At 37.7% G+C, this 23,835-nt stretch carries 19 protein-coding genes and 1 tRNA gene; 13 read left to right on the forward strand and 7 right to left on the reverse strand.

Going from position 1 to position 23,835, the window contains the following annotated elements:
- Window positions 1–414 precede the first annotated feature (414 nt).
- Together aroB and ACFILO_RS00955 are read right to left on the reverse strand one after the other, a co-directional pair.
- Window positions 415–1,548, reverse strand: coding sequence for a 3-dehydroquinate synthase (gene aroB / locus ACFILO_RS00950; protein WP_375612745.1), 1,134 nt, complete (start codon window positions 1,546–1,548; stop codon window positions 415–417).
- Entirely contained in the window at window positions 1,523–2,155 is a 633-nt protein-coding gene (locus ACFILO_RS00955; RefSeq protein ID WP_375606223.1) for a shikimate kinase, read from the reverse strand. Before ACFILO_RS00955 ends, aroB begins: the two co-directional genes overlap by 26 nt.
- Window positions 2,156–2,415: 260 nt before the next feature.
- Here ACFILO_RS00955 and ACFILO_RS00960 point away from each other — a divergent pair, with 260 nt between their 5' ends.
- The 3 genes from ACFILO_RS00960 to ACFILO_RS00970 all read left to right on the forward strand — a co-directional run bounded on the left by ACFILO_RS00960 (window position 2,416) and on the right by ACFILO_RS00970 (window position 5,179).
- Entirely contained in the window at window positions 2,416–3,354 is a 939-nt protein-coding gene (locus ACFILO_RS00960) for a site-specific tyrosine recombinase XerD (protein ID WP_375628561.1), read from the forward strand.
- A 78-nt stretch (window positions 3,355–3,432) separates the two neighbouring features.
- Window positions 3,433–4,389, forward strand: a complete 957-nt coding sequence (locus ACFILO_RS00965; protein WP_375611312.1) for an acetyl-CoA carboxylase carboxyltransferase subunit alpha — start codon at window positions 3,433–3,435, stop codon at window positions 4,387–4,389.
- Window positions 4,390–4,429: 40 nt separating this feature from the next.
- Window positions 4,430–5,179: a L,D-transpeptidase family protein gene (locus tag ACFILO_RS00970; protein WP_375612743.1), complete on the forward strand. Its 750-nt coding sequence runs from the start codon at window positions 4,430–4,432 to the stop codon at window positions 5,177–5,179.
- Between the two features lie 891 nt (window positions 5,180–6,070).
- Here ACFILO_RS00970 and ACFILO_RS00975 read toward each other — a convergent pair.
- From ACFILO_RS00975 to ACFILO_RS00985, 3 genes are all read right to left on the reverse strand, one after another.
- Window positions 6,071–7,132, reverse strand: a complete 1,062-nt coding sequence (locus tag ACFILO_RS00975) for a CobW family GTP-binding protein (RefSeq protein WP_375632097.1) — start codon at window positions 7,130–7,132, stop codon at window positions 6,071–6,073.
- A gap of 405 nt (window positions 7,133–7,537) precedes the next feature.
- Window positions 7,538–8,635 (reverse strand): D-alanyl-D-alanine carboxypeptidase family protein, encoded by a 1,098-nt coding sequence (locus tag ACFILO_RS00980; RefSeq protein WP_375611309.1) that lies wholly within the window; start codon window positions 8,633–8,635, stop codon window positions 7,538–7,540.
- Window positions 8,636–9,327: 692 nt separating this feature from the next.
- On the reverse strand, window positions 9,328–10,134 hold the full coding sequence (locus tag ACFILO_RS00985) for a 1-acyl-sn-glycerol-3-phosphate acyltransferase (RefSeq protein WP_273790137.1): 807 nt from the start codon (window positions 10,132–10,134) through the stop codon (window positions 9,328–9,330).
- A 129-nt stretch (window positions 10,135–10,263) separates the two neighbouring features.
- Here ACFILO_RS00985 and thiD point away from each other — a divergent pair, with 129 nt between their 5' ends.
- On the forward strand, window positions 10,264–11,118 hold the full coding sequence (gene thiD / locus ACFILO_RS00990) for a bifunctional hydroxymethylpyrimidine kinase/phosphomethylpyrimidine kinase (RefSeq protein ID WP_375612742.1): 855 nt from the start codon (window positions 10,264–10,266) through the stop codon (window positions 11,116–11,118).
- Between the two features lie 1,661 nt (window positions 11,119–12,779).
- Here thiD and ACFILO_RS00995 read toward each other — a convergent pair.
- Window positions 12,780–12,854, reverse strand: a tRNA-Gly gene (locus tag ACFILO_RS00995).
- A 186-nt stretch (window positions 12,855–13,040) separates the two neighbouring features.
- Between ACFILO_RS00995 and ACFILO_RS01000 the strand changes: the two genes are divergently transcribed.
- The 7 genes from ACFILO_RS01000 to ACFILO_RS01030 all read left to right on the forward strand — a co-directional run bounded on the left by ACFILO_RS01000 (window position 13,041) and on the right by ACFILO_RS01030 (window position 21,467).
- Window positions 13,041–14,018 carry an ABC transporter substrate-binding protein gene (locus tag ACFILO_RS01000; RefSeq protein ID WP_375612741.1) on the forward strand — a complete coding sequence of 326 codons (978 nt, stop codon included), beginning with the start codon at window positions 13,041–13,043 and terminating at the stop codon, window positions 14,016–14,018.
- A 63-nt stretch (window positions 14,019–14,081) separates the two neighbouring features.
- Window positions 14,082–14,978 (forward strand): ABC transporter permease, encoded by an 897-nt coding sequence (locus ACFILO_RS01005; protein ID WP_375612740.1) that lies wholly within the window; start codon window positions 14,082–14,084, stop codon window positions 14,976–14,978.
- The gene (locus tag ACFILO_RS01010; protein ID WP_375612739.1) at window positions 14,971–15,765 is read left to right on the forward strand and encodes an ABC transporter ATP-binding protein; all 795 of its coding nucleotides are present in this window, start codon (window positions 14,971–14,973) and stop codon (window positions 15,763–15,765) included. Before ACFILO_RS01005 ends, ACFILO_RS01010 begins: the two co-directional genes overlap by 8 nt.
- 4 nt (window positions 15,766–15,769) lie before the next feature.
- The gene (gene holA, locus ACFILO_RS01015; protein ID WP_375632418.1) at window positions 15,770–16,810 is read left to right on the forward strand and encodes a DNA polymerase III subunit delta; all 1,041 of its coding nucleotides are present in this window, start codon (window positions 15,770–15,772) and stop codon (window positions 16,808–16,810) included.
- Window positions 16,811–18,765: 1,955 nt separating this feature from the next.
- Window positions 18,766–19,695 carry a prephenate/arogenate dehydrogenase family protein gene (locus ACFILO_RS01020; protein WP_375612737.1) on the forward strand — a complete coding sequence of 310 codons (930 nt, stop codon included), beginning with the start codon at window positions 18,766–18,768 and terminating at the stop codon, window positions 19,693–19,695.
- A gap of 410 nt (window positions 19,696–20,105) precedes the next feature.
- Complete coding sequence (locus tag ACFILO_RS01025) at window positions 20,106–20,960, forward strand: YihY/virulence factor BrkB family protein (protein WP_375612736.1); 855 nt, start codon at window positions 20,106–20,108, stop codon at window positions 20,958–20,960.
- A 30-nt stretch (window positions 20,961–20,990) separates the two neighbouring features.
- Window positions 20,991–21,467 carry a YaiI/YqxD family protein gene (locus ACFILO_RS01030; protein ID WP_375612882.1) on the forward strand — a complete coding sequence of 159 codons (477 nt, stop codon included), beginning with the start codon at window positions 20,991–20,993 and terminating at the stop codon, window positions 21,465–21,467.
- 2 nt (window positions 21,468–21,469) lie between these two features.
- Here the strand turns inward: ACFILO_RS01030 and ACFILO_RS01035 are convergent, their stop codons facing one another.
- On the reverse strand, window positions 21,470–22,165 hold the full coding sequence (locus tag ACFILO_RS01035; protein WP_375677711.1) for a TlpA disulfide reductase family protein: 696 nt from the start codon (window positions 22,163–22,165) through the stop codon (window positions 21,470–21,472).
- A gap of 32 nt (window positions 22,166–22,197) precedes the next feature.
- On the opposite strand from ACFILO_RS01035, the gene argH reads away from it, so the two are divergent.
- Window positions 22,198–23,598, forward strand: a complete 1,401-nt coding sequence (argH, locus tag ACFILO_RS01040) for an argininosuccinate lyase (protein ID WP_375653321.1) — start codon at window positions 22,198–22,200, stop codon at window positions 23,596–23,598.
- A gap of 51 nt (window positions 23,599–23,649) precedes the next feature.
- Window positions 23,650–23,829 carry an LPS translocon maturation chaperone LptM gene (locus ACFILO_RS01045; RefSeq protein WP_375622099.1) on the forward strand — a complete coding sequence of 60 codons (180 nt, stop codon included), beginning with the start codon at window positions 23,650–23,652 and terminating at the stop codon, window positions 23,827–23,829.
- Window positions 23,830–23,835: the final 6 nt, after the last annotated feature.

The raw sequence follows: 23,835 nt of genomic DNA on the forward strand, positions 1-23,835 counted from the left end.
ATGCTTCCCTATATTCCTAATATTGTGCACAAAGAATAATTTGACTGATACGATGGTGTCTACGGCAGGATTCGAACCTGCGACCCCAGGATTCATACCACTTCGATTTTCACCGCCAGCCTTATCGGCTGTTTGTGGTCTGGACTGTCTCTTCACCTTGAAGCTTTTGCTCTTTAGGTGCTGCCCGTTCAGTCTCTACACCTTTCTCTCATTTGAAGAGAGACTTGGCTCGGGATTGGCATACAGTCGCCCATGAAGCTTTCCCCGAATTTGAGCAGATTCACTTTGAGGATTTCTCCTCAAAGTGCCCAATTTCTTTAGGAATCCTGTGCTCTATCCTACTGAGCTACGCAGACATCATCATGTTAATCTTTAATAGAAGTATAAAAACGAATCAATTATATTCAATATGAATTAACGAATTTCTGTTAATTTTTGTTCCAAAAAGGATAAAACGGCATCTGGTGAAACATTTTTTGCAATAAATGATTGGCCAAGTCCGCGTGTTAAGATGAAAGTCAAATTGTTTTGCGAAACTTTTTTATCTTGGGCAATGAGAGTCATTAAAGTTTCAGCATCTGGTAGACACCCTGGGATATCCTTTAATTGTGTAGGCAATCCTATAAATTTGAAGTGCGCTTCAATGCGTTGTATAAGCGTGGGGCTTATTAAATTTAATTGAGCAGAGAATTGATGAGCTAGAATCATCCCAATTGCTACGCTTTCGCCATGGATTAAACGGTTGGAGTCATAAGCGGTTGCTGTTTCAAGCATGTGTCCAAATGTATGGCCAAGATTTAAGAGTGCGCGCTCTCCCGTTTCGTACTCATCGCGTGCTACAATGGCAGCTTTAAATTGGCATGAGCGAACAATGGCCTCTGTTCGCATAGGGCCATTAGAGAAAATTTTCTGCCCATTTTTTTCAAGCCACTCAAAAAAGTCAGGTTGGTTAATGAGACCGTATTTTACTATTTCTGCGTAGCCAGCGCGAAATTCGCGCGGTGGCAGGGTATCAAGAAGACACGTGTCAGCAATAACGCATTGTGGTTGATAAAAGGCACCAATAAGATTTTTGCCATATTGGCTATTGATTCCCGTTTTTCCACCAACAGAAGAATCAATTTGTGCAAGAAGCGTTGTGGGCATTTGAATGAAGTTCATGCCACGGCGGATTATACTTGCCGCAAATCCTGCTAGATCACCAATGACACCACCGCCAAAAGCAATAACACAGTCGCCTCTTTCTAAACGCGCAGCAAGAATTTGATCGATGACAACTTGCAGGGTTGAAAATGATTTTGATTGTTCTCCTGCTTCTACAATAATAGGGACAGTATGAATTTTATTTTTTGTTAATTCTGCTTGCAATATCTCCAAATGAAGGGAAGCAACATTTGTATCTGTAACAAGTGCCAAGCGCGTTTGATGAGGATCTTTTTTATTAAGAGCATGTTTAATCTGTGAAGCAGCTTGTGTAATCAGACCCGGACCAATGATGATATCGTAACAGTGTTTGTCAAGTTTAACAGTGACGGTTTTGGTTTGCATGCTGATTATCCCTATTGTTAATTTCTGTGTATAGGTAGTGCTGTACGGATCGTATAACATTTTGTGCTACGGTATGACGGCTTTCTTTATGACTGTTAATTGTTAAGTTTGCCTTTGCATAGATAGGATAACGCTGTTCCATGAGTTTTTGCATGGTTTCTTTAGGATTGGCTGTTTGAAGCAGGGGACGTGTTGGGTGCTTTGAGACACGTTGCATGAGGATATCAAGATCGACTTTTAGCCATATGGATATACCATTTTGGTGAATGGCTTTTCGGATATTTTCATTTATGTAGGCACCACCACCTGTTGCTAAAACAAGGGGACTTTTTTTCATGAGGTTTAGAATAACACGCTGTTCAAGAGCACGAAATTCGGATTCACCATAAATTTCAAAGAGTTCCGTGATTGTCATTTGTGCAGCTTTTTCAATTTCTTGGTCAGAATCATAAAAAGGTAAACGAAGCATGGTGGCGACGCGTTTTCCAATCACTGATTTGCCTGCCCCCATAAGACCAACAAGGACAAGTGCTCTTTTATCAAGGGACGATAAGAGCTGATTCTTTATTTGTGTTATGGGGACGCGTTTTTGTCGATTGCTTTTCATAACTTTATTTCGGCATTTATCCATCTTAAAGTCAATTCCTGTTAATCTTTGTGAGGCATAATACGAGATAGAATATTTTTGGGTAGGTTATTGTCTTATGCCAACATTGACTAGATTTTTGATGATTCTTTTCATTTTGCTTTCTGTTCTTTTCATTATAATGGGTGCTCTTGTGGTTTGGGTTGAACCAGTAACTGTGGATATGTACATTGATGTTCCCTTGGATTCATGGAATCTTTCTACGGAAGCGAATCAATGAAATGAAAAGTGGTGCTGTGATAGATCATTTTCTTGAGATGATGAGTGCGGAGAGAGGGGCTTCGTCTCATACGCTTGCGGCTTATCAGCATGATTTGCAGTGGGCACAAGACGAATTGTCTTCACACTCTGTTTCGCTTTTTTCAGCACAAAAAGAAGATTTAATTACTCTTTTGTCACTTATGCATACTTTTGGTTTTGCGGCATCGTCGCAAGCGCGCCGTTTATCGACTTTGCGTCAGTTTTATCAATTCCTTTATGCTGAAGGGTTGAGAGCAGATGATCCCTCTCATGATATTGATGCACCTCGTCAGGGGCGTCCTTTACCCAAAATCATGAGTGAAGATGCAGTGATAAAATTGCTTGATTTTGCGGAGTTAGAAGTCAATCAAGCAGACTATGGGTCCAAAGGTTATTTCCGTGCACTGCGTCTTCAGCTATTGATTGAAATGCTTTATGCAACAGGGTTACGTATTAGTGAGTTGGTGAGTCTGCCGGTTCAGTCTGTTCGAAGGAAGGAATACAGCGTTTTGGTTCGTGGTAAGGGTAAAAAAGAACGAATGGTGCTGTTATCAAAAAAAGCATGCCAAGTTCTTTCACAGTGGTTAAATTTGCGTGATCAGGGAAAGGACGCTACGAGTTCTTATCTTTTTCCTGCGCATTCCGAGACAGGATATATTGCTCGTCAAGTCGTTGCACGAGAGTTGAAAAATCTCGCTAGAAGAGCAGGGATAGGAAGTGATAGCTTTTCTCCCCATGTGTTGCGTCATGCTTTTGCTAGTCATCTTTTGCAAAATGGTGCTGATTTGCGTGCCGTTCAACATTTGTTAGGTCATTCTGATATTGCTACCACTCAGATTTATACCCATGTGTTGGAAGAGGGACTTTATCGTTTAGTCAATGAGCATCATCCACTTGCCGATGAGCAAAAGGCTCGTTAAAGAAAAGGTGATGTTTTTGAAAAAGACTTTATAAAGCAAATTATAAGTGTATAAGTGACACTGAATGAGTTGACACAAATGTATAATTATCTTGATTTTGAAAAACCAGTTGCTGATCTTGATGGGAAAATTCTTGAATTAAAAAAAATTTCTCAGGAAAAAGGCAGTCTTGATATGAGTGACGAGATTGCTCGTCTTGAAACGCGTTCCCAAACAGCGTTGCGCGATATTTATAAAAAATTATCGCCGTGGCAAAAAACACAAGTTGCTCGTCATCCGGATCGTCCCCATTTTATGGACTATTCTAAACGCCTATTGAGTGACGTTACGCCTTTGGCCGGAGATCGCAAGTTTGCTGAAGATGAGGCTATTCAAGCGGGGTTTGCACGCTTTAAAGGTGAGGCCGTTGCTTATATCGGTCAAGAGAAAGGTCATGATACGCAAACACGTTTGCGCTATAATTTTGGTTCTGCGCGTCCAGAAGGCTATCGTAAAGCTGTACGTATTATGGAAATGGCTGACCGCTTTGGTTTGCCACTCCTCACTTTTATTGATACAGCAGGTGCTTATCCTGGGGTAAGCGCTGAAGAACGTGGGCAAGCGGAAGCAATTGCTCAATCAACAGCTACAACTTTGCGTTTGAAAGTTCCTGTGGTTTCCGTTGTTATTGGAGAAGGCGGTTCTGGAGGGGCGATAGCAATCGCGGCTGCCAACAAAGTTTATATGTTGGAGCACGCAATTTACTCTGTTATTTCACCAGAAGGAGCAGCTTCTATCTTATGGCGTGATCCAGCTCGTGCAAAAGATGCTGCAATGAATATGCGTATTACCGCTCAAGATTTGTATCGCTTAAAGATTATTGATGGCATTATTTCGGAACCTTTAGGGGGAGCGCATCGTGGCAAAGAGATTGTCATTGATGCAACGGGTGATGTTATTTCAGAAGCTTTAAAAGCTATGGCTGGAAAAGATGGTCAAGTGCTTAAACAAGAGCGAAGGGAAAAATACCTTCAAATTGGTCGATCTCTAACATAGGTTATTTTTTGTGAGGGGTGTTGGATTGGAGTTTTATTCGATGACATTTAGCAGATTCCTTGCTGTGTGTGTGTTGTTTGTAATGGGACTATTGACAGCATGTGAAGGAAGATTACCAGCCTCTATTCGCGCTAAAGTTGAGCAGCCGTTGCCGCAAGAAATCAAAAATAGAATGGTTCTGTATGATATAGATCCCTATGCACCGATTATGATGCGGTTTTTTAAGGAAGAAAATCTTGCTGAAGTTTGGAAGCAATCTCGTTCAGGACCTTTTATCTTGGTTGCTCGCTATGGCATTTGCAAATGGTCTGGTAAGCTTGGACCTAAATATAAAGAAGGGGATCTTCAGACACCAGAGGGTTTTTATACTATTAGCGCAAACCAAATGAATCCTTATTCAAAATATTATCTCTCTTTTAATATAGGATTTCCTAACCTTTATGATCAGGAAAATGGTCGCACAGGAAGCAATCTTATGGTGCATGGTTCTTGCTTTTCCGCAGGGTGTTATTCTATGAGTGATAAGAACATGGCTCAGATTTATGCGTTTGCACGGGATGCTTTTAAAGGAGGACAAAGAGAGTTTCAGTTGCAGGCTTTTCCTTTCCGCATGACCGAGGATAATATGTCACGTCATAGCAAGAATCCTCATTATCAATTCTGGGTTATGCTTAAGAAAGGTTATGATTTTTTTGAAAAAAATCGTCAACCTCCAACTGTTGAGGTTTATGGAAAACGTTACGTTTTTAATCGCGATATTGATAAAAATTCAGTTTCTCTAATGCAGTGAGTGTTATTGTATCCTACTGCACCGTAAACACTATCACTTAATAATGGTGATACAGGATACGCAAAAACTTTGCACATAAGGTGTTTAAGTGAGTAGTCAATATTTTAAAGCGCAGAGTTTTTTCATAGAGCTTTATGTAAGTAAATCATATGAAGTGGGAAGCCAAGAGGAATTTTCTCAAAGAAGTTGGATTGTTTGCACATTGTTACTGGTATCAATCTTCGTTTTTAGTGAAGAGTAAGTTAACATGAAATGTACCTCTCTTTTTATTTCTTTCAAAGAGTTTTATTCTTTTATGCTGTGAAATATTGTCTTGTCGTGCTGTTATATAAGATACATTCACATATTTTAAAATGCGATATTGCCTCTGTCTGATTTTGTTTTTTTTCTTAACAGGGATTTTGATTTCAATTAGCTTGAATAAATATAGAGTTGAGCAGAATATTTTAGAACCAAGAATTTGGCCAATCGGTCTGTGAAATGAATCACATGAAGTGGTTTGCAGATGAAGCGCATTTAGAGAGAAAACAATCTGTTTGCAGATTGATGGGTATTAAATTTTTTATCATAACAATTTGATTTATAATGATAATTTAGTGTTATTCAAGTTAAATTAGAACCCTGAATACCGTAAGATTCTCTCATTTCAAAGCCGTTCCATGTTGAATAAATTAAAACCATTTTCTTGCACGTTACAAGCGGGGATAACCGCGTGGGTGAAACTGTGCAAGAAAGACTAAAATGCTTTTTACAAACCGTCTCAAGTACCAAGGGCTTGGTTTCAACATTGGGAATTAGCAAAGTGTGTAATGGTGCCGGTTTGCTCCTTTAAAAGCATAAAGATGGTGGTGCTAATGAATTTAATGTTATATCATTGAAGGGGAGAAAAAATTAAAATTTTATTCCTGGAATGACCAGAGGATTTTCTAAGAGAGCTGTTTTGTCTGCAGTATCTATTGCTGGTTTATTAAAAAAAGCATTGAGGAGCTTTTGTATTGCGTCTTTTTCAACACCATCGGCAATGATGACAAAACGTGTTTGTTTTATTCCTTTTGGCCATGCCGGCAATCTTATGGGAGGATGAAAAAATGTTTGTACGCCATGTAATACAAGTGGGCGATAAGGGTCATCACGCAATGCGATAATTGCTTTAATACGTAATAATTTTGTACCATAACGCTCTTGTAGGAGATCTAAAAAAGCTTCAATTGTGGCGTAATCAACAGGACCCTCACAGTTTAGTGAAAAGGTACGAATGGTTTTATGGGGGGTATGATCATGTGGGGTAGTCGTAAGATTTTGTTTAAGTTTTGTATTTTCTACTTTTTCATCCCATAATGTGTTATTTATTAATAGATTTGAACAGAAATCTTTAGAATGGCCGTCAATGATTTGTGCTGTAGGATTCATTGTTTTAAGTGTGCTAAGGAGTGCATCTGAAAGCGTTTGTGGGTCTCTAAGATCTGTTTTGGTGAGAATGATTTTATCAGCAAATATTAATTGTTTATATATTTCAGGATAGCGCTTACATATGGAAAGTGGACTTAATGTATCAAATGTTGCAAGAACAGCATTTATGGACAATGTTTGAATAAACAATGGGTGGCTTAAAAGTATTTGTAAAATAGGGGCGGGATCAGCCATCCCTGTGGTTTCAATGATAATATGATGGAGTTGTTTGATCTGTCCTGTCTGAACGCGATTTATTAAATCAATTAATGTGTCGATGAGATCACTGCGTAAATTACAGCATAAGCAACCATTGGCAAGCTCAATAATTCCTTCTGTCGTTTTTTCAACCAGAAGGTGGTCAATACTGATTTCGCCGAATTCATTGATGATAACAGCACATTCTGTTAGAAGAGGGTCTTGTAGCATACGGTTGAGCAAAGTTGTTTTGCCAGAGCCTAAAAAACCCGTAATAAGCGTGAGAGGGATGCGCTTTATTTTCATGTTAATCATCAATCATAGTTTTGTTTTTAAAAAATATATCTCAGTATGTCTAAGCAATTTATAATGATGTCCGTGAGGGATATAATGGTTAATCCCCCATGAAATCCATTGTACCACTATCTTTACGCTTATAAAGGTAGGTGCACGTGGGTATATTATACACTTTTAGCGTCAATGTTATGATAATTCTTGGTTCTTGAAAGGACTTATAGGAAGGATTTTTATTCCTTGTTTTAATTATTTTATCTACATGTTCATCCACCTTGTGGCGCGCAAGAGACTGGTTTTATTGATTCAACAAATACAGATTTGAAATGAGAGAATCTTACAATACTTGTGGTTTTGACATAAGGTACAAAATAATTAATTATGATTATAAATCAAAGTATTATAATTAATTGTAGATTATGATTTATGGCTTTTTATAGAATGGTTTGCGTGCCTTTTATACGGAATATAGGGTTTTCTTAGTGGTTTTACTGTCATTTTAGGTGTTTGTGGCGTACGAATGAGGTGTACTGATAAAGGATGAGAAAAAGAAGGTGGAGCAGTGATAAAAGGTGAGGTGAGAATAATATTTCCTTGATCATCATATGAATTTGCATGCATTTTTATGGCTTCAGGTGTGCATGTTTGTTGTCTCATATTGTTGGCTTGTGTTATGTTGCTCCCATAAGGTTTTAATGTTGCTAGTGTTAATTGGGGGCTTCCTTGGTGCAAAAATCCTATTTCAAGAAGTTGTGCAGCTTTTTCTTCTCTTTCACTTATGTTGTTAGCACCTAGAATGACAGCAATAATTGTACGTTTATTGCGGGTGGCTGAGGCAACAAGATTAAAACCAGAGGCACAAATAAAGCCTGTTTTCATACCGTCTATCCCATAAAAACGGCCAATGAGGTTGTTTGAGTTATGTTGGATTTTTCGATTATTACCAAAATCAATGGCTGGAATAGAAAAATAATGAGCATATTGTGGAAATTCTCGACGTATTTGAACGGCTAAAAGAGCAATATCGCGTGCCGTGGAGTAGTTTTGAGGATCTGGTAAACCACTTGCGTTCGCAAAATGGGTGCCAAACATGCCTAAACGTTTAGCTTCGCTATTCATTTTACGTACAAAATCTTTCTGTGAACCCGCAACAGCTTCACTCATGGCAATGGCTAAATCATTGGTAGATTTAACCATGGTGATACTTAAGGCTGTATCAAGTGTGAGTACAGAACCAGCTTTATAGCCTGAACGATATGAGGGAGCTTTTGCGGCGTATTCGCTGATGGTGATATGTTTGTTTGGTGAAACTTCCCCTCGGCTCATGGCACGAAAAATAACATAAGCGGTCATTAATTTTGTCAAGGAAGCAGGATACCAACGCTCAAAAGCTTGATTATGTTTTAAGATACGCCTCGTTGTAACATCAACAGAAATAAAAGGCTGCGCTAGAGCAACAGCGCTGGATAAACTCAAAATCACAGAAAAAAATAAATTATAGAAGAGACGTCGCATTAATTTAAATCTAGTTCCCTCTTATTCGTTATTTAGAATTGTTTTAATGTAGCACACAAAGCATTTAAGTCTAGGATAGGAAGGAAAGATGGTTAATTGCTGTATCCGTTGTGTCTGTGGGATAAAAACCAATTCTCATTTTTATTTTCCCCTTGAATTTGGTTTGATGACTTAAGTATCTCAAAAAATACTTTTTAAATAATGAAGATTGTACAAGATTTCAGGTTCTTGGAGGGATTGAATTTCTCAGAAAGGAATGAATCTGCATAATCATGCATTTTTCTTGCTCTCCTGTTAGGATAGCCCTTGGCACTTGAGACGGTTAGTAAAAAGCATTTTAATCTTTTCTTGTATCGTTTTATTCACACAGATATCCCCGCTTGTAATGTGTAAGAAAATGATTCTAATTGATTCAACCTAGAATAGATTTGAAATGAGAAAATCTTACGGTATTCAGGGTTCTCATTCAAGTTGAATAACGCTAAAATATCCTTATAAATCAATGAGATGTATGTTATTTAAATGATTTTAAAGAGAGGAAGAATTCTTTTTCAAAAAAATTTACACATTGATCATTTCTTATCATGTACAAGTGTTTTACAATTTTAAATTAGAAAGTTTGAAGTATCTTTCTTATATTTTTGTTCCCTATACTCCGCTCAATATACAAAGTTATGCATTATTCTTATCAATCAGTGCATTGTTTCATGATGATTTAGTTTTTGAAGTTTCTGAACAGCGTATGGTGGCATAGGAGGAGGGGTGGGATCTTGAGCTGCTAAGAGAAGCAGTTCATCACACGCTTTTTCAGTTTTTTGGACAAGTTGATCTAGAAAATCACGTTTGCTTAAACCAGCCTCTATCGGGGGAAGAATACGGACACGAATTGTTCCGGGATAGCGGCGAAAATTATTGCGTGGCCAATATAAACCCGCATTATGTGCAATAGGAACAACTTGAAGTCCTAATTCATTATAGAGCGCGACAATTCCCGACTTATAATCTGGTTCTTGACCGGGTTGTCGGCGTGTTCCTTCGGGAAAAATCAAGATTTGGCGCCCTTGTTTTACTTTCTCTTTTGCTTTTTGTATAATCATTTTTAAGGCTTTGATGGGTGTTGTGCGGTTAATGGGGATAATTTGCGTTTTTGCCATATACCAGCCAAACAATGGAATCCACATCAATTCACGTTTTAAAATGAGAGTGGGATCATCAAAATAAGGAACAAGACTGAAAGTTTCCCAAGCCGATTGATGCTTTGGAGCAATGATATAGGGTCCTTTGGGAAGATTTTCTAAACCTTCAATCTCATAACTTGTGCCTGCGATGTATTTTTGCAAAAAGAGTGTAACGCGCGCCCATGTTTTAGGGACAATCCATGCCTTTTTGCGGGGCATTAAAAAATAAACGGGAGCGTAAAGAATCATTTGTATGAAAGTTGTTGTATAAAAAGCGAACGTAAAAAGAATAGAACGAAGGATAAGCACTACATTTTCCATTTTATATCTATAAGAAGACTTCATATATAATATAATTCACATGAGAAAACATCTTCTTTATGTTTTTTCAAGCATCTATTTTTTCGGTAACTCATTTTCCGATATTTAAAAACAGAAGGAAAGAGGTTAATGGAATTACAAAAAGATAAACTTTTTATTCCACGGATTTTATCTATTGCGGGAACAGATCCTTCTGGTGGCGCTGGAATGCAGGCGGATTTGAAGGTTTTTTCAGCTATGAAAACTTATGGTATGAGTGTGGTTACAGCTGTTGTTGCACAAAATACTCAGGGTGTGCGTTCTTTTCAGGCATTAGATGCTTCTTTTGTTGCAGATCAAATTGATTCTGTTTTTGAGGATATCCATGTTGATGCCGTTAAAATTGGTATGGTTGCAAATGCTCAGATTGCACAGGTTATTGCAGAACGTCTTGCTTATCATAAAGCGCGTTTCATTGTTTTTGATCCGGTTATGGTTGCAAAAAGTGGTGATGTTCTTTTAAAGTCTGATGCAATTGAAATTATGCGTGATGTTCTTGTGCCGATGTCAACTTTGATCACGCCAAATTTGCCTGAAGCTGCACTGTTATTGGGGCGTGAAGTGCAATGGTCTTTAGAGACTATGTATCAATATGCTCCACGACTCTTGGCGCTAGGGTGTCATGCAGTTTTGTTAAAAGGGGGACATTTGAATACGCTGACCAAAAATAGTACAGAAAATTACGATTGTTCTAGTCCAGATCTTTATTGTGATTGTGAAAACCTTGTTATACTTGAAGCCTCTCGTCTTTCAACTACTCATGATCATGGGACAGGGTGTACCATTTCTGCTGCCATTGCAGCTCTGTTACCTACCCAACCTTTGGATTGCGCTGTTAAACAAGCAAAAGATTATTTGCATGGCGCTTTAACTGCCTCAGATGCTTTAAAAGTAGGGAAAGGGCGAGGGCCGCTTCATCATTTTTATGCATTATGGAAAGATTAATACAACGGTTGATAGTGAAAAATCTTCACTCTATGAACTTGTTTCGTCATTATATGATGTTTTAGACTTATGACTGATAAATGTTAGCGTATTGTAGCTTAACAGTTATTTTGTATTAAGAAGGATAAGAAAAAATGTTATAATTTGCTTCTTTTATATATTTTTTACGATTAATCTATCCTGTTTCAGAGGCAATTTTGAGTATAAAAAAGAGAGCAAGGAATTATAAAATCAGGATTTGATAGCAAAAAGGGTAGAGGGAAAGACCTTTTACAAGGCGATATTGAAGCTGGCTGATCCCACTATATTTGCTGTTTCTTATATTGGTGGCAAAACAGAATGAGCCAAAATTGTTATCAAAATTATTGAAGATATCTAACATTTACAGAGTTTTTGTCGGTATGGGTAGGGTTTTCTAAATGGAAATTGATACGTCCTGATAGAATTATCAATGATCTTTCAGGTGATGTAGTGAATTTTTTCGGATATTACAACGTCATTATTCTCTTTGTATGGAACTGCTTTATGGAATTATTGGCGTTTCAGATGAGAAGCCGTGAGGAGTTTCAACATTTAATACAGCAAGATCTAGAAACTTTCACGCACTTAGAGCGGGTTTTAAGGTTTTTATATTTATAGTGATTAAGTTTTAGCGAGAAGGTAGTCGATTGCACAATCGGAGTTTCAATAGACCTGTAGCATATGGTTTAATCTTTTCAAAATTGAATTTTTATTCTGTTGTTTAGCAGAGGTTACCATTAAACATTTAAAATGGTCTGATTTTATTGTGCGCTATGACGGTTTCAATACTTTATGTTACCTTACCTTGATTTGAAGTTATGCTCCTCATGTAAAATAGAATGCATTTATATTGTTAATTCACATGTCTATTTTAAAGAGATTTCTCTCAAAGTGTGTCATATCCATTTTATAATAACGTTCGTGAATGGTCTAAAGCCTCTATGAAGTGTATAAAGCTATTATGCTTCCCATTTTTACGTTTTCAAGGTGAAAGGGGTACTCCCCTATACTATTTTAGCTCCCAATTTTGCGATAATCTTTGGTATTTCAGAGTGTTCAGAAGAAGAGTTTTTATTCCTTTCTTCAAGTGAATTTTATTGATGCCTCAATTTTTCCTGTTATGCATGAGCAGATGATTGTGAGTGATTTTAATGTATAGAGATTTGAAATGAGATAATCCTATGATATTTTAGACGCTTGCTCAATATGAATAATTATAAATTATCTTTATAAACCAAGTTATTAATTTATTTTTGTATTGAAGATTATTCTGGATAAGAATTTGTTCAAGAAAGAGGATTACCAAATGATGTGCCAGAAATCCAAAAAACTTAATTTACTCTAAATAATAGGTGAAAACAGTTATTTCGTTTGAAAATAATTACAATTAGCGTGAGAGATTTTTCATCATCGACTGCGATATAGAAAAAGAAACAATACACATAAAAGACCTTTAAATGATCTTTGAAAGGTCTTTGAAGACCCTTTGAGAACCCCTTAAAAACTCTTTGAAAAAAATAAATTGGTACAAAACCTAGTGGCAAAATATACAAAACCTGCTGGCAAGCTACATACATACAGCTACAACAACCGATGACAAGCTATAACTCCACACAAGAACGAATAAATACAAAATTCAATGGAGCGGGCGATGGGATTCGAACCCACGACCCCAACCTTGGCAAGGTTGTGCTCTACCCCTGAGCTACACCCGCTTACCGATTCGATATATGTCTTGTCTGTATGGCGTAGGCTTCTACGAATTGCAACAAAAAAATATCATTTTAGTTTGATTTATTTTGTCCATGTTTAAATAAAATGAAATAAAGATTGATTTTAGAAAATTCTTCAGTAATAAATTATTCCTTTTTTAATTTTTGCATGGAGAGGGGTGGAATATAATGTTGAAGAGAATAAATATATTAGGGGTTATCATTGCAACTGTTTTTATGATGAACAGTGTTGCAAAGGCCGATGACCAAGTTAAACACGTTAAAGTTGCAATAACGCAAATTATGGTCCATCCTGCTGCGGATGCTGTTCGTAAAGGTGTGGAAGATGTGCTTGCAGCAAATGGTTATAAGCAAGGTGAAAATTTTCAACTTACCTTTTTATCAGCGCAGGGTAATATTTCAACAGCAACGCAAATTGCGCGTAAATTTGTTGGTGATAAACCCGATGTTATTGTAGCAATTACCACGCCTTCAGCACAAACGATGCTTGCGGCAACAAAAACAATTCCTATCGTCTTTGCAGCAATTTCTGATCCTATCGGAGCTAAAATCGTTTCTTCACTTACCAAACCTGGCGGTAATATGACGGGGAGTTCTGATCGTATAGATGTTGCAGAAAGTGTTAGACTTTTACAAGAAGTAAAACCAGATTTGAAAAAAATTGGTTATCTTTATAATGCTTCTGAGGCAAATTCTGTTTCGACACTTAAAACGTTAAAGGATGTAGCAAAAAAAGCTGGAATTGAAATTATTCCCTCATCGGCACCAAAGCCTTCAGATGTTCAGGCAGCAACACGCGCTTTAATCGGTAAGGTCGATATTATTTTTGTTCCTGCTGATAATACGATTTTATCTGTTTTAGAAGGTGCAATAAAGGTCTCAGAGGAAGCCAATATGCCTGTATTTACTGTTGATGCGAATACTATCGGGCGCGGGCCTTTTATGACGCAAGGTGTGAATTTCTATGATGTAGGGGTTGATGCTGGGAAATTGGTTGTGCGTATTCTAAAGGGTGAAAAGCCTGGTGATATTGATGTTGTGCAGGCGGCTAATAATGACATTCGAATTGATTTGAAAGCAGCCCAAAAAGCAGGGATTATTATTCCGCAGGCAGTTATTGACCGTGCAACAAAAGTGATTCAATAACTTTTATTGATAGAGTGTTGATACAATAAAAATACGTTAAGTTTTCATGGGGATTGTCTTTACATGAATATATTTGCGTTTTCTGGTGCTGTGGAATTAGGCCTTATTTATGCGTTTGTTGCTATAGGGGTTTATCTTTCATTTCGGGTTTTGGATTTTCCTGATTTAACGGTTGATGGCTCGTTTCTTCTTGGATCCTGTGTCTGTGGTGTTTTGATTCTTTTAGGTTTCAATGCGTGGACAGCTATGGCATGCGCTTTTTGTGCAGGTATGGCGGCTGGTTTGTTAACAGCTCTATTGAATTTGCGTTTTGGCATTTTGAATCTTTTAGCTTCTATTTTAACAATGTCAGCACTTTATACAGTTAATCTTCGTATTATGGGAATTATGGGAGGGTCTAATGTTAATTTAGCACTTGCTGATACGGCGTTAACCCCCTTTTATAATCTGTTTGGTTTATCTGATATTTTTGTGCGTCCTCTTTTCGTTGGTATTGTGTTGCTCGTTATGGCGTTTTTGATTTGGCGCTTTTTGGAAAGTGAAATTGGTCTTGCTATGCGTGCAATGGGCGCTAATCCACGCATGGCGACGGCGCAAGGTGTCCATACATCAGCATTGATATATTTTGGAATGGGGCTTTCCAATGCGTGTGTGGCACTTGGTGGTTCTCTTTATATTCAAACTGCGATTGCAACAGATATTACCGGTGGAATTGGAACAATTGTTTTTGGATTGGCAGCCGTGATTATCGGTGAAACTCTCTTTCGTACGCGCAATATTTTTTGGATTATAATCAGCTGTATTGTAGGGTCTGTGCTTTATCGTGTGGCGGTGCAATTTGCATTTGAAGCAAATGGCATTGGCATTGATACGTCGACAGATCTTCAGTTGATTACTTCGCTGTTGGTTGTTTTAACCCTTATTGTGCCACGCTATTGGAGGAGGCATAAACGTGATTGAGTTTTTTCATGTTGGGGTCACATTTAAACCGCAAACACCTTTGGAAAAACAGGCTTTAATTGATATTAACCTGAAAATTGATCAGGGTAGTTTTGTTACGGTTATTGGTTCAAATGGTGCTGGTAAATCAACTTTGCTCAGTGTTTTAGCGGGTGCTACGCTTCCTTCAACAGGGAAAGTGGTTATCAATGGACAAAATGTTTCTAGGCAATCAGTCAGTGAACGCGCTGGAAAGATTGCTTGTGTTTTTCAAGATTCGTTAGAGGGAAGTTGTGGTTCTTTAACAATTGAAGAAAATTTGGCTCTTGCTGCTCTTCGAGGAAGTCGTCGTGGTTTGCATGCGGCTTTAAATCATGAGAAACGGCAATTTTTTCGAGAGAAAATTGCTCAATTAGGCATTGGTCTTGAAACATATATTCATAATCCTATGGATAGTTTATCAGGTGGGCAACGCCAAGCAGTTTGTCTTGTGATGGCAACATTAGCACATGCGGATGTTTTATTGCTTGATGAACATACCTCAGCGCTTGATCCTGGAATGGCTGATTTTGTGATGCGGTTGACTGAAAAAATCGTTGAAGAGAAAAAATTAACAACTATTATGGTGACTCATTCTATGCGTCAGGCTCTTGATTATGGCGATCGTACCTTGATGTTGCATGGTGGAAAAGTGATTTTGGATGTCTGTCATGAAGAGCGGAAGGGCTTGGATGTCAATGATTTAATTGGCATGTTTCAGAAAGTTCGCGGGGAAGTTCTTGATGATGATGAACTATTAATGGATTAATAGTGTGGCTCAGAAAAAAGCACATGAAGTTGATCAGTTTCTAATGCGTTTTTCACGTGCTTTTCCTATTGTTCTCATTTATGGGCCAGATCGTGGTCTTATTTGTGAGCGTGCACAATGTTTTGCAAAACTTACACGGGTAGCAATAGAAGATCCATTTTCGACAATTCGTTTGGATGCTGCTGAAATTGATAAAGATCCTGCACGTTTAGAAAATGAAGCGCGTACGTTATCGCTTTTTGGGGGAGATCGTTTGATATGGATCTCTAATGCTGCTAACCAAAAAGGTTTTCTTGCTGCCTTAAAACTTTTAATTGAGAAACCACCAGAAGCTTGTTTTATTCTCATTGAGGCAGGGGATTTAAAAAAAGGAACAGGGTTGCGCAATGCTATTGAAACAGCATCAAAAGCGATGGCTTTGCCCTGTTTTGCCGATGATATGCGGTCTCTTGACGGTTTGATTGATGAGGTTTTAGGACAGTTTAAGAAGACTCTTTCTTTAGATGCACGTAGATGGTTGCATGAATGTTTAGGGGCGGATCGCCTTGTATCACGCAGTGAATTAGAAAAGCTTTGTCTTTACGCTGCAAATGTTCATATTACTCTTGAAGATGTGAAAGCTGTTGTAAGCGATGTCAGTGCTCTTTCTCAAGATGAAGTCATTGATGCTCTTTTATTGGGCGATATATCAGGCTTTGAAGCGCATTTTAACCGACATGCAGCAGTGCAGGGGGCACTTTTTTTAATTTTGAGTACAGCTCAAAGGCATTTTCAGCAATTACAGCTATTGCGTTATCAGGTAGAGGTTGAAGGAAATTCACCTTTTACGGTGGTTTCTCAGGCACGCCCTCCCATTTTTTTTCAACGGAAAAAGATCGTTGAACAAGCTTTAAAATATTGGAAGTTAGAACAAATTTCTTATGCAATGGAAAGAATTCAGAGTGCTGTTTTAGACAGTCGTAAAAATCCACTTTTGGGCGAAGCTATCATTCGTCAAGTTTTGTTAGGGCTTACAATTATTGCACGACGCCAGATGGCAGCTTAACAGCCTAGAAATATAATGATTTTTTATTTTTGGTATACCACAGAGGTATTTTCAGTAATTAAAACTGTTATGCTATCAAGTAGAGGTTGATGGAACTTGTATTTTTGAGGATGCATTTTAGGAGCTTGAAAGCTTGATAGAAATTTTTCTTCAAAAGAAATAGTTTATTTTCAAAAGGCCATTTTGAAACAGTTTTATTATTTTGTTGTGTCGTAAAATACTGTTTTTAGGGTAGTGATACGAGGCCCATATCAAATTTTATGTGTTCGATGTTTTTTGTGTGGGTATTTGGTGAATATTAGGTTGGTTCATAGAGTCTTAATGGAGTAACACCCCCATGTAAAACAGAGTATCTCAAACAACAGAAGACACTTGTATGGTAGATTCATACGCGTTCTTAGAAATATTTTTCAATGCGCGTCATATCTATTTCGCGGCGGTGTTTATGAATGGTGTAGAAGTAAAGTTCCTTGTGAAGAATATAAAACCCATAGAGCAACTCTATCTTTATGCTTAATAAAAGCGCAAGTCGACACTCATTATATACTTTGCTAGCCTCTAATGTTACTACAGTTTTTAGCATTAGAGAGCGTTTTTCATCATTTTTTCTCACATGTCTTCTTGTGACGTGTAGCCAAGAGATTTTAATTGATAAGAGGGTTTGTGATGGAAGAATTTTACAGTATTCGAAGTTATGATTCAAATTGAAAAAAAGTATTATTTTTATAAATCAATGTATTATAGATTAATTGAATCACTTAAAATAGTGAGCCAGAGGAATCTTTTAGACAAGAAAATGAATTGTTTGCAGATCGGTATGAATTAAGAATCTTCATGGGATGAGAAGAAAGTCAAAATAGATTATGATGAAAACCACAGCACCTATGGGGAAACTTTTATGTTTGATACAGAGATGATTATCTTAGCAATGAATGTGTCTCATAAACAGAGCTAGTCATTGTTTATTATTAATAATTTATTATTTTTCATATTAAATCAATCAGAACAATGTCTTTTGCACGTCATAAGTGGGGGGCGTGTGGATAAAAACTGTACAAGAAAGCACTAAAAATGCCTCTTATGAATGCTCTCAAATTCCAAGGTTTTTTGCAACATTGGGGGTAGGAAAATATAATGATAGTGTTTTATTTAAGTGTGAAGAGGGTCGTGCTTAATAGATTTATAGTTATAACATTTACGAACACTGTCGTGAGATAGGCTAGGGAGCGAGATGTCTTTTAAAACAAACCCATGAATTTGTAATCCAAATTTATTCTGTTGAGGGCGTTCTGTTTTACGTGAGGGGTGTGATTCCATTAAAGGGATATTCGGTGTTTTTGTTATCAAACTTTTTCTTTATTGAGAGGGCGTGTTTTTCTCATATTTATTTGATTTACGGTATCCGGAATCGGGAGAGGAAAATGTTTTTAATGGTATCTTTTGGTATGCGTTGTTTTACGGTGTTTTCAATATTCGCGAAACTTATGTTGATGTTGTAGGTGGAGGCGCAATACGTTTTATATAGGTCTAATGTACAAATTAATGAACGTATCGGGATAATTGGAGAAGAGTTAGTGTCTGCTTACGCTTTTGATGTGTTTTTTTGTGAGTAAATTAGTAAGATAAAGTAAACTGATGGGATTTTATGTAGAGTCGTTGTTATCCTAATTGAGAGTGCATTTTATTTTGTTTCGGTGATGCGCTTTGATCAGTAATTAAGAGGGAGTTTTAGAGCGTGATGTTAGATTTCTCGTCATTTATTTTTTATGTGTTTTCTAGGTAAAGTGATCTGTTGTCAGCTTGCGCAGGTGATAATTGGTAAACTGCGTTATTCTTTATTCCCTAGTTGTCATTTTTTAATGTTTTACGCATAACTCTTGAACAAACAAACAAGAAAATTGTGATTTTACAATTAGTCTTTATTGCCATTTGCAAAGAATCTTTGAAGGTGAAAGATGCTCCATACTCAGTTTGAAAAAATAGCACTCATTGGGATCGGTCTGATTGGGTCTTCTTTAGCAAGAGTGATTAAAAAGAAAAATCTTGCGGCTCAGATTTCTATTGCAACACGTCGTCCAGAAACCCTGAAAAGAGCGCGAGAATTGGAGCTTGGGGACTTTTATACGACAGATAATGCAAAAGCTGTTGAAGGAGCAGATTTGGTTATTCTTTCTGTTCCTGTTGGGGCTAGTGCAGAAGTGGCAAAAACCATTCGTGATCATTTAAAACTTGGAGCGATTGTGAGTGATGTTGGTTCTACGAAAGCGTTGGTTATTGCGGAAATGGCACCTTTATTGCCAAAAACGGTTCATTTTATTCCAGGGCATCCAATTGCTGGAACGGAATATTCAGGACCGGATGCTGGTTTTGCTGATTTATTTATGAATCGTTGGTGTATTTTAACGCCTTTTGCGGATAGCGATGCTGCTGCTGTCGCACAATTAACAGCGTTTTGGGAAGCTTGTGGTGCGCGTGTCGAAAAGATGGAACCTAAGCATCATGATCTTGTTTTGGCTATTGTTTCACATTTACCCCATTTGATTGCGTATAATACTGTTGGGACAGCGAGTGATTTAGAAAAAGTAACAAATTCGGAAGTGATTGCTTATTCCGCTTCCGGTTTTCGTGATTTTACGCGTTTAGCATCTTCTGATCCCGTTATGTGGCGAGATATTTGTTTGCATAATAAGGATGCTATTTTAGAAATGTTGAGCCGTTTTAGTGAGGGGCTTGCTTTTTTAGAACGGGCAATTCATTTAGGAGATGGTGAGACACTGTTTAACTTTTTTACACGTACGCGTGCTGTACGCCGCAATATTATTGATGCTGGACAGGAAATTGATGCTCCTGATTTTGGGCGTCAGAATGTTTCTAAAAAAGGGTGAGTAAAAACAAGAGGTTTTTGTTGAATTTCGTTGGTCTTTTCTAAAAACCGATAAGAAGTTTTTTCTCTACTCAGTCATAGATTGCAATAAAAAAGAGTGGCGATTGCTCCGATATAGATAACCATGACTTCAAAAGGTTTTATGTGTGCACGATCATCTTGCTTAGTTCTCTATAGGGCATATGATGTACAGAAGAGGTTACTGATCTGTAGAAGTAACAAAAAAATGAGGTCGTTGTAGAACTTCATAGAGTGGGTTATTGTTTTTGTTTTGGTATAAAGTCGGGCTTGACCGTATTGATTATTGACCGTTATATTGCAACATTGCAAAATGTTTATTTGCAGAGTTTTGATGATTTTTATAAAACTTGAAATAGACTGAGGAAGAGTTTTACCAGAAAGTATTGAGTTTTGTTAAAAAATATCTTTTGGTATAGCTATCGTATTTTGTGTGACGCAGTAAGTCATTATTGGCGTGATAATGGGAGTGCTTTTGCAAGCCATGTTGCGCTATCGGGGCTTTTAGCATTTTTCCCTTTTTTTATTTTTGGAACATCTTTTGCTCGTTTTCTAGGTGCTTTTACTTATACACCGCAAAAAATTAAAGCACTGGTGCAGTTATTGCCTGATGTTATTGCAGAGCCTTTATCTCAGGAAATTGTTAATGTTTTAACCATTCATCGAGGAGGTGTGTTGACGCTTTCTGTCATTGGAGCGGCTTATTTTGCTTCTAATGGGATAGAGGCTTTGCGTACGGCTTTAAATAAAGCTTACCGTGTTACTGATCGACGGAGTTTGTTATTTTGTCGTTTTCAAAGTCTGTTTTTTGTAATCCTTGGAGCTGTTGGTCTTGTTGTGATTAGTTTTTTATTGATTCTGGCGCCTTTGTTGATCAAAATTATGCAAAATCATTCTTTTTTTATGACTGAATATATTGCTGTTATTCGTGTATGGCGTTATACAGTTGCAATCGTTATTTTGTTTATCAGTCTTTTGATTGTTCATAAATGGCTTCCAGCAGGGCGGCGGAAAATTATAGATATTTTACCAGGGATAGTGGTGACAATGTTTATATGGTTTATGGCTTCTATCGCTTTTGCGCAATATTTAACGATGTTTGATTATATTTCTACCTATGCAGGGTTGGCATCTATTATGGTTGCTATTATTTTTCTGTACATATTGAGTGCAATTTTTATTTTGGGAGGAGAAATAAACGCGGCGATAATGTTTTATCGCAAGGATTTGCAACATTCAGATAAATGAAAGAGCTTATTATTGCTTGAAAGCCAAGGTATGATTATCCCAATAAAGCCTGCTATCACTTTGTTGATTGATGCAGATGCTTGTCCTGTAAAAGATGAAGTTTATCGTGTGATGAATCGTTATCAGCTTAAGACATTTGTTGTGGCAAATCGTTCTTTGTCCCTTCCAGATGAAGCGCTCATTGAAAGAGTGGTCGTTGCTGGTGAATTCAATGGTGCTGATGATTGGATCGTAGAACATGTGCATGAGGCAAGTATCGTTATTACCAGTGATATTCCTTTAGCAGCGCGGGTTGTGCAAGCTGGGGGGTTTTGTCTTTCGCCAACGGGGCGTATTTTTGATGTAAATTCAATTGGTCAGGCTTTGGCGATGCGCAATTTGATGGAAGATTTGCGTGGACAGGGCAGTATAATAGGTGGTCCCCGTCCTTTTTCTCGTAAAGACCGTTCTGCTTTTTTGTCAGCACTGGATCTTGTTATACAACGTTTAAAAAGACGCGGTTATTAAAGTTATAGGGCTTCTTTAATGACTGCTTTTATAAGTGCTTTGGCATCGTCATTGGCCCATGGAGCTGCACCATTGAAGGAAGCAATGAGATATCCCTCTTTATCAATGAGCAATGTAATGGGGAGTCCTAAAGCGAGCCCCTGTTTTCTAACATTGTTGAAAATATCCATTGTTTCATCGCGATAGTAAAGCAAATTATCTGAATGAATATTCTGTAAAAATTGCTGAATTTTTTCAAGAGAAGCAGTTTTATCGATATTTATAGCTATGACATCAAAGTTTTCTCCACCTAATTCACGTTTTAATTGCGCAAGTTCAGGCATTTCTGTGCGGCAAGGTGCACACCAAATAGCCCATAGATTGACCAGCATTGGTTTTCCGGTAAATTCGCTGAGTGTGTGCTCTTTTCCTTGAATATCCTTGAAAGAGAGTTTATTCATATCTGAGAGCGTATCAGCAAATCGTATGTGGCTAAAAAAGCCTTTTGCTGCTTTTCGTATCGCCATCATTTTTTCTGCTCGTGCTTTATCAGTATTTATTTCTTGTGCTTGTGCTGCTGAAATGAAATTGAAAAGAAAAAACTCTCTTTTGGTATCGTAGTTTATGGTTGCGTATAAACTCAGTGCAATGATAAAGAATGCAAGGGAGAGTTGCCTTTTTTTATTGTTTTTTTCGCTGATGAAAATTTGAAAAATCATAATTTTGTCCTTTGGATGGGTGTTTTCAGAATATGACAGATGAGAAGTTAAAGAACCAAATGTGGGGTGGTCGGTTTGCGGCAGGCCCTGCTGCAATTATGGAAGAAATTAATGCTTCTATTGATTTTGATCAAAAACTTTATCGACAAGATATTGAAGGTTCTCTTTCTCATGCAGCTATGTTAGCGCAAACGAAAATCATTTCACAATCAGATTATGAAAAAATTGTTCATGGTTTGAAACTTATTCGCCAAGAAATTGAAGACGGTAAATTTGTTTTTTCACGAAAGCTTGAAGATATTCATATGAATATTGAAGCGCGGCTGAGCGAATTGATAGGTCCTGTAGCTGGGCGTTTGCATACGGCGCGTTCACGCAATGATCAAGTTGCTGTTGATTTTCGCTTGTGGGTACGTGAAGCAACGCAAAAGATAGCACAAGCTTTAAAAGGATTGATAGAGCAATTACTTATTCGCGCAGAACAACATGTTGATACCTTTATGCCAGGCTTTACGCATTTACAATTGGCTCAACCCGTAACATTGAGTCATTATATGATGGCTTATGTTGAAATGTTTGGTCGAGATTTATCGCGGATGCGTGATGCTCTTGAGCGAATGAATGAATCGCCTTTAGGGGCGGCTGCTTTAGCGGGGACAGGCTTTCCAATTGACCGTTTTATGACAGCAAAAGCGCTAGGCTTTCGCGAACCTACACGCAATTCAATTGATAGTGTTTCAGATCGTGACTTTGCATTGGAATTTTTAAGCGCTGGCGCTCTTTGTGCAACACATCTTTCGCGTTTAGCAGAAGAAATAATTCTTTGGTCAAGTGAACAGTTTTGTTTTATTCATTTATCAGATGCTTTTTCAACAGGGTCTTCCATTATGCCACAAAAGAGAAATCCTGATGCGGCAGAGTTAGTACGAGCGAAAGCAGGTCGATTGAATGGTGCACTTATGGGATTGTTAACGGTGATGAAAGGATTACCGCTTGCTTATTCAAAGGATATGCAAGAAGATAAGGAATATGTGTTTGATGGGGCTTTGAGTTTGGAATTATCACTAGCAGCAATGACAGGGATGATTGCTGATTTGAAAGTGAATAAAAAAGCCATGAAACAAGCAGCGGATTTAGGGTATGCAACAGCTACAGATTTTGCGGATTGGCTTGTACGCAATTTAGGGATTCCTTTTCGCGAAGCACATCACATCACAGGGTGTGCTGTGGCATTGGCAGAAAAAAAACAGTGTCGCCTTCATGATTTATCATTAGATGAACTTCAAGCAATTTGTCCTGATATCAATGCGGCACTTTTTGATGTTTTGACCGTTGAAAAATCTGTTGAAAGTCGTAAAAGCTTTGGGGGAACAGCGCCTTCAGAGGTTCTTCGGCAAATTGCGTATTGGAAAAAGCGTCTCGTGAGCGCTTGAGTGATTGTATTTTAAAGGTAACAAAGAGATCGAGATGAGGAAAGAGGACAGATGAAAATTATATTAAAGGGGTTGATAATTGTCCTTTTTGGGGGCTTGGGTATCGTTGGGTGTGGGCGTAAAGGGTCATTAGAGTTACCTCCTTCAACAGGAGTGAATTCTTCACAAGGAACTTTTGTTTCTCAAGGTAAAACAGATAAACCTTTTATTCTTGATCGGTTAATACAATAGGAATTT

The sequence above is a fragment of the Bartonella sp. AP72JLCBS genome, assembly GCF_042195705.1.
Taxonomy (GTDB): domain Bacteria; phylum Pseudomonadota; class Alphaproteobacteria; order Rhizobiales; family Rhizobiaceae; genus Bartonella.

What these genes read in the sequence shown, in the direction of transcription:
- aroB (WP_375612745.1), bottom strand. Translation starts at nt 1,548, where the DNA reads ATGCAAACCAAAACCGTCACTGTTAAACTTGACAAACACTGTTACGAT.
- ACFILO_RS00965 (WP_375611312.1), top strand. Translation starts at nt 3,433, where the DNA reads ATGTATAATTATCTTGATTTTGAAAAACCAGTTGCTGATCTTGATGGG.
- ACFILO_RS01005 (WP_375612740.1), top strand. Translation starts at nt 14,082, where the DNA reads ATGAATATATTTGCGTTTTCTGGTGCTGTGGAATTAGGCCTTATTTAT.
- ACFILO_RS01020 (WP_375612737.1), top strand. Translation starts at nt 18,766, where the DNA reads ATGCTCCATACTCAGTTTGAAAAAATAGCACTCATTGGGATCGGTCTG.
- thiD (WP_375612742.1), top strand. Translation starts at nt 10,264, where the DNA reads ATGGAATTACAAAAAGATAAACTTTTTATTCCACGGATTTTATCTATT.
- ACFILO_RS01045 (WP_375622099.1), top strand. Translation starts at nt 23,650, where the DNA reads ATGAAAATTATATTAAAGGGGTTGATAATTGTCCTTTTTGGGGGCTTG.
- ACFILO_RS00985 (WP_273790137.1), bottom strand. Translation starts at nt 10,134, where the DNA reads ATGGAAAATGTAGTGCTTATCCTTCGTTCTATTCTTTTTACGTTCGCT.
- ACFILO_RS00955 (WP_375606223.1), bottom strand. Translation starts at nt 2,155, where the DNA reads ATGAAAAGCAATCGACAAAAACGCGTCCCCATAACACAAATAAAGAAT.
- argH (WP_375653321.1), top strand. Translation starts at nt 22,198, where the DNA reads ATGACAGATGAGAAGTTAAAGAACCAAATGTGGGGTGGTCGGTTTGCG.
- ACFILO_RS01000 (WP_375612741.1), top strand. Translation starts at nt 13,041, where the DNA reads ATGTTGAAGAGAATAAATATATTAGGGGTTATCATTGCAACTGTTTTT.
- ACFILO_RS00980 (WP_375611309.1), bottom strand. Translation starts at nt 8,635, where the DNA reads ATGCGACGTCTCTTCTATAATTTATTTTTTTCTGTGATTTTGAGTTTA.
- ACFILO_RS01030 (WP_375612882.1), top strand. Translation starts at nt 20,991, where the DNA reads ATGATTATCCCAATAAAGCCTGCTATCACTTTGTTGATTGATGCAGAT.
- ACFILO_RS00975 (WP_375632097.1), bottom strand. Translation starts at nt 7,132, where the DNA reads ATGAAAATAAAGCGCATCCCTCTCACGCTTATTACGGGTTTTTTAGGC.
- ACFILO_RS01035 (WP_375677711.1), bottom strand. Translation starts at nt 22,165, where the DNA reads ATGATTTTTCAAATTTTCATCAGCGAAAAAAACAATAAAAAAAGGCAA.
- ACFILO_RS00970 (WP_375612743.1), top strand. Translation starts at nt 4,430, where the DNA reads ATGACATTTAGCAGATTCCTTGCTGTGTGTGTGTTGTTTGTAATGGGA.
- ACFILO_RS00960 (WP_375628561.1), top strand. Translation starts at nt 2,416, where the DNA reads ATGAAAAGTGGTGCTGTGATAGATCATTTTCTTGAGATGATGAGTGCG.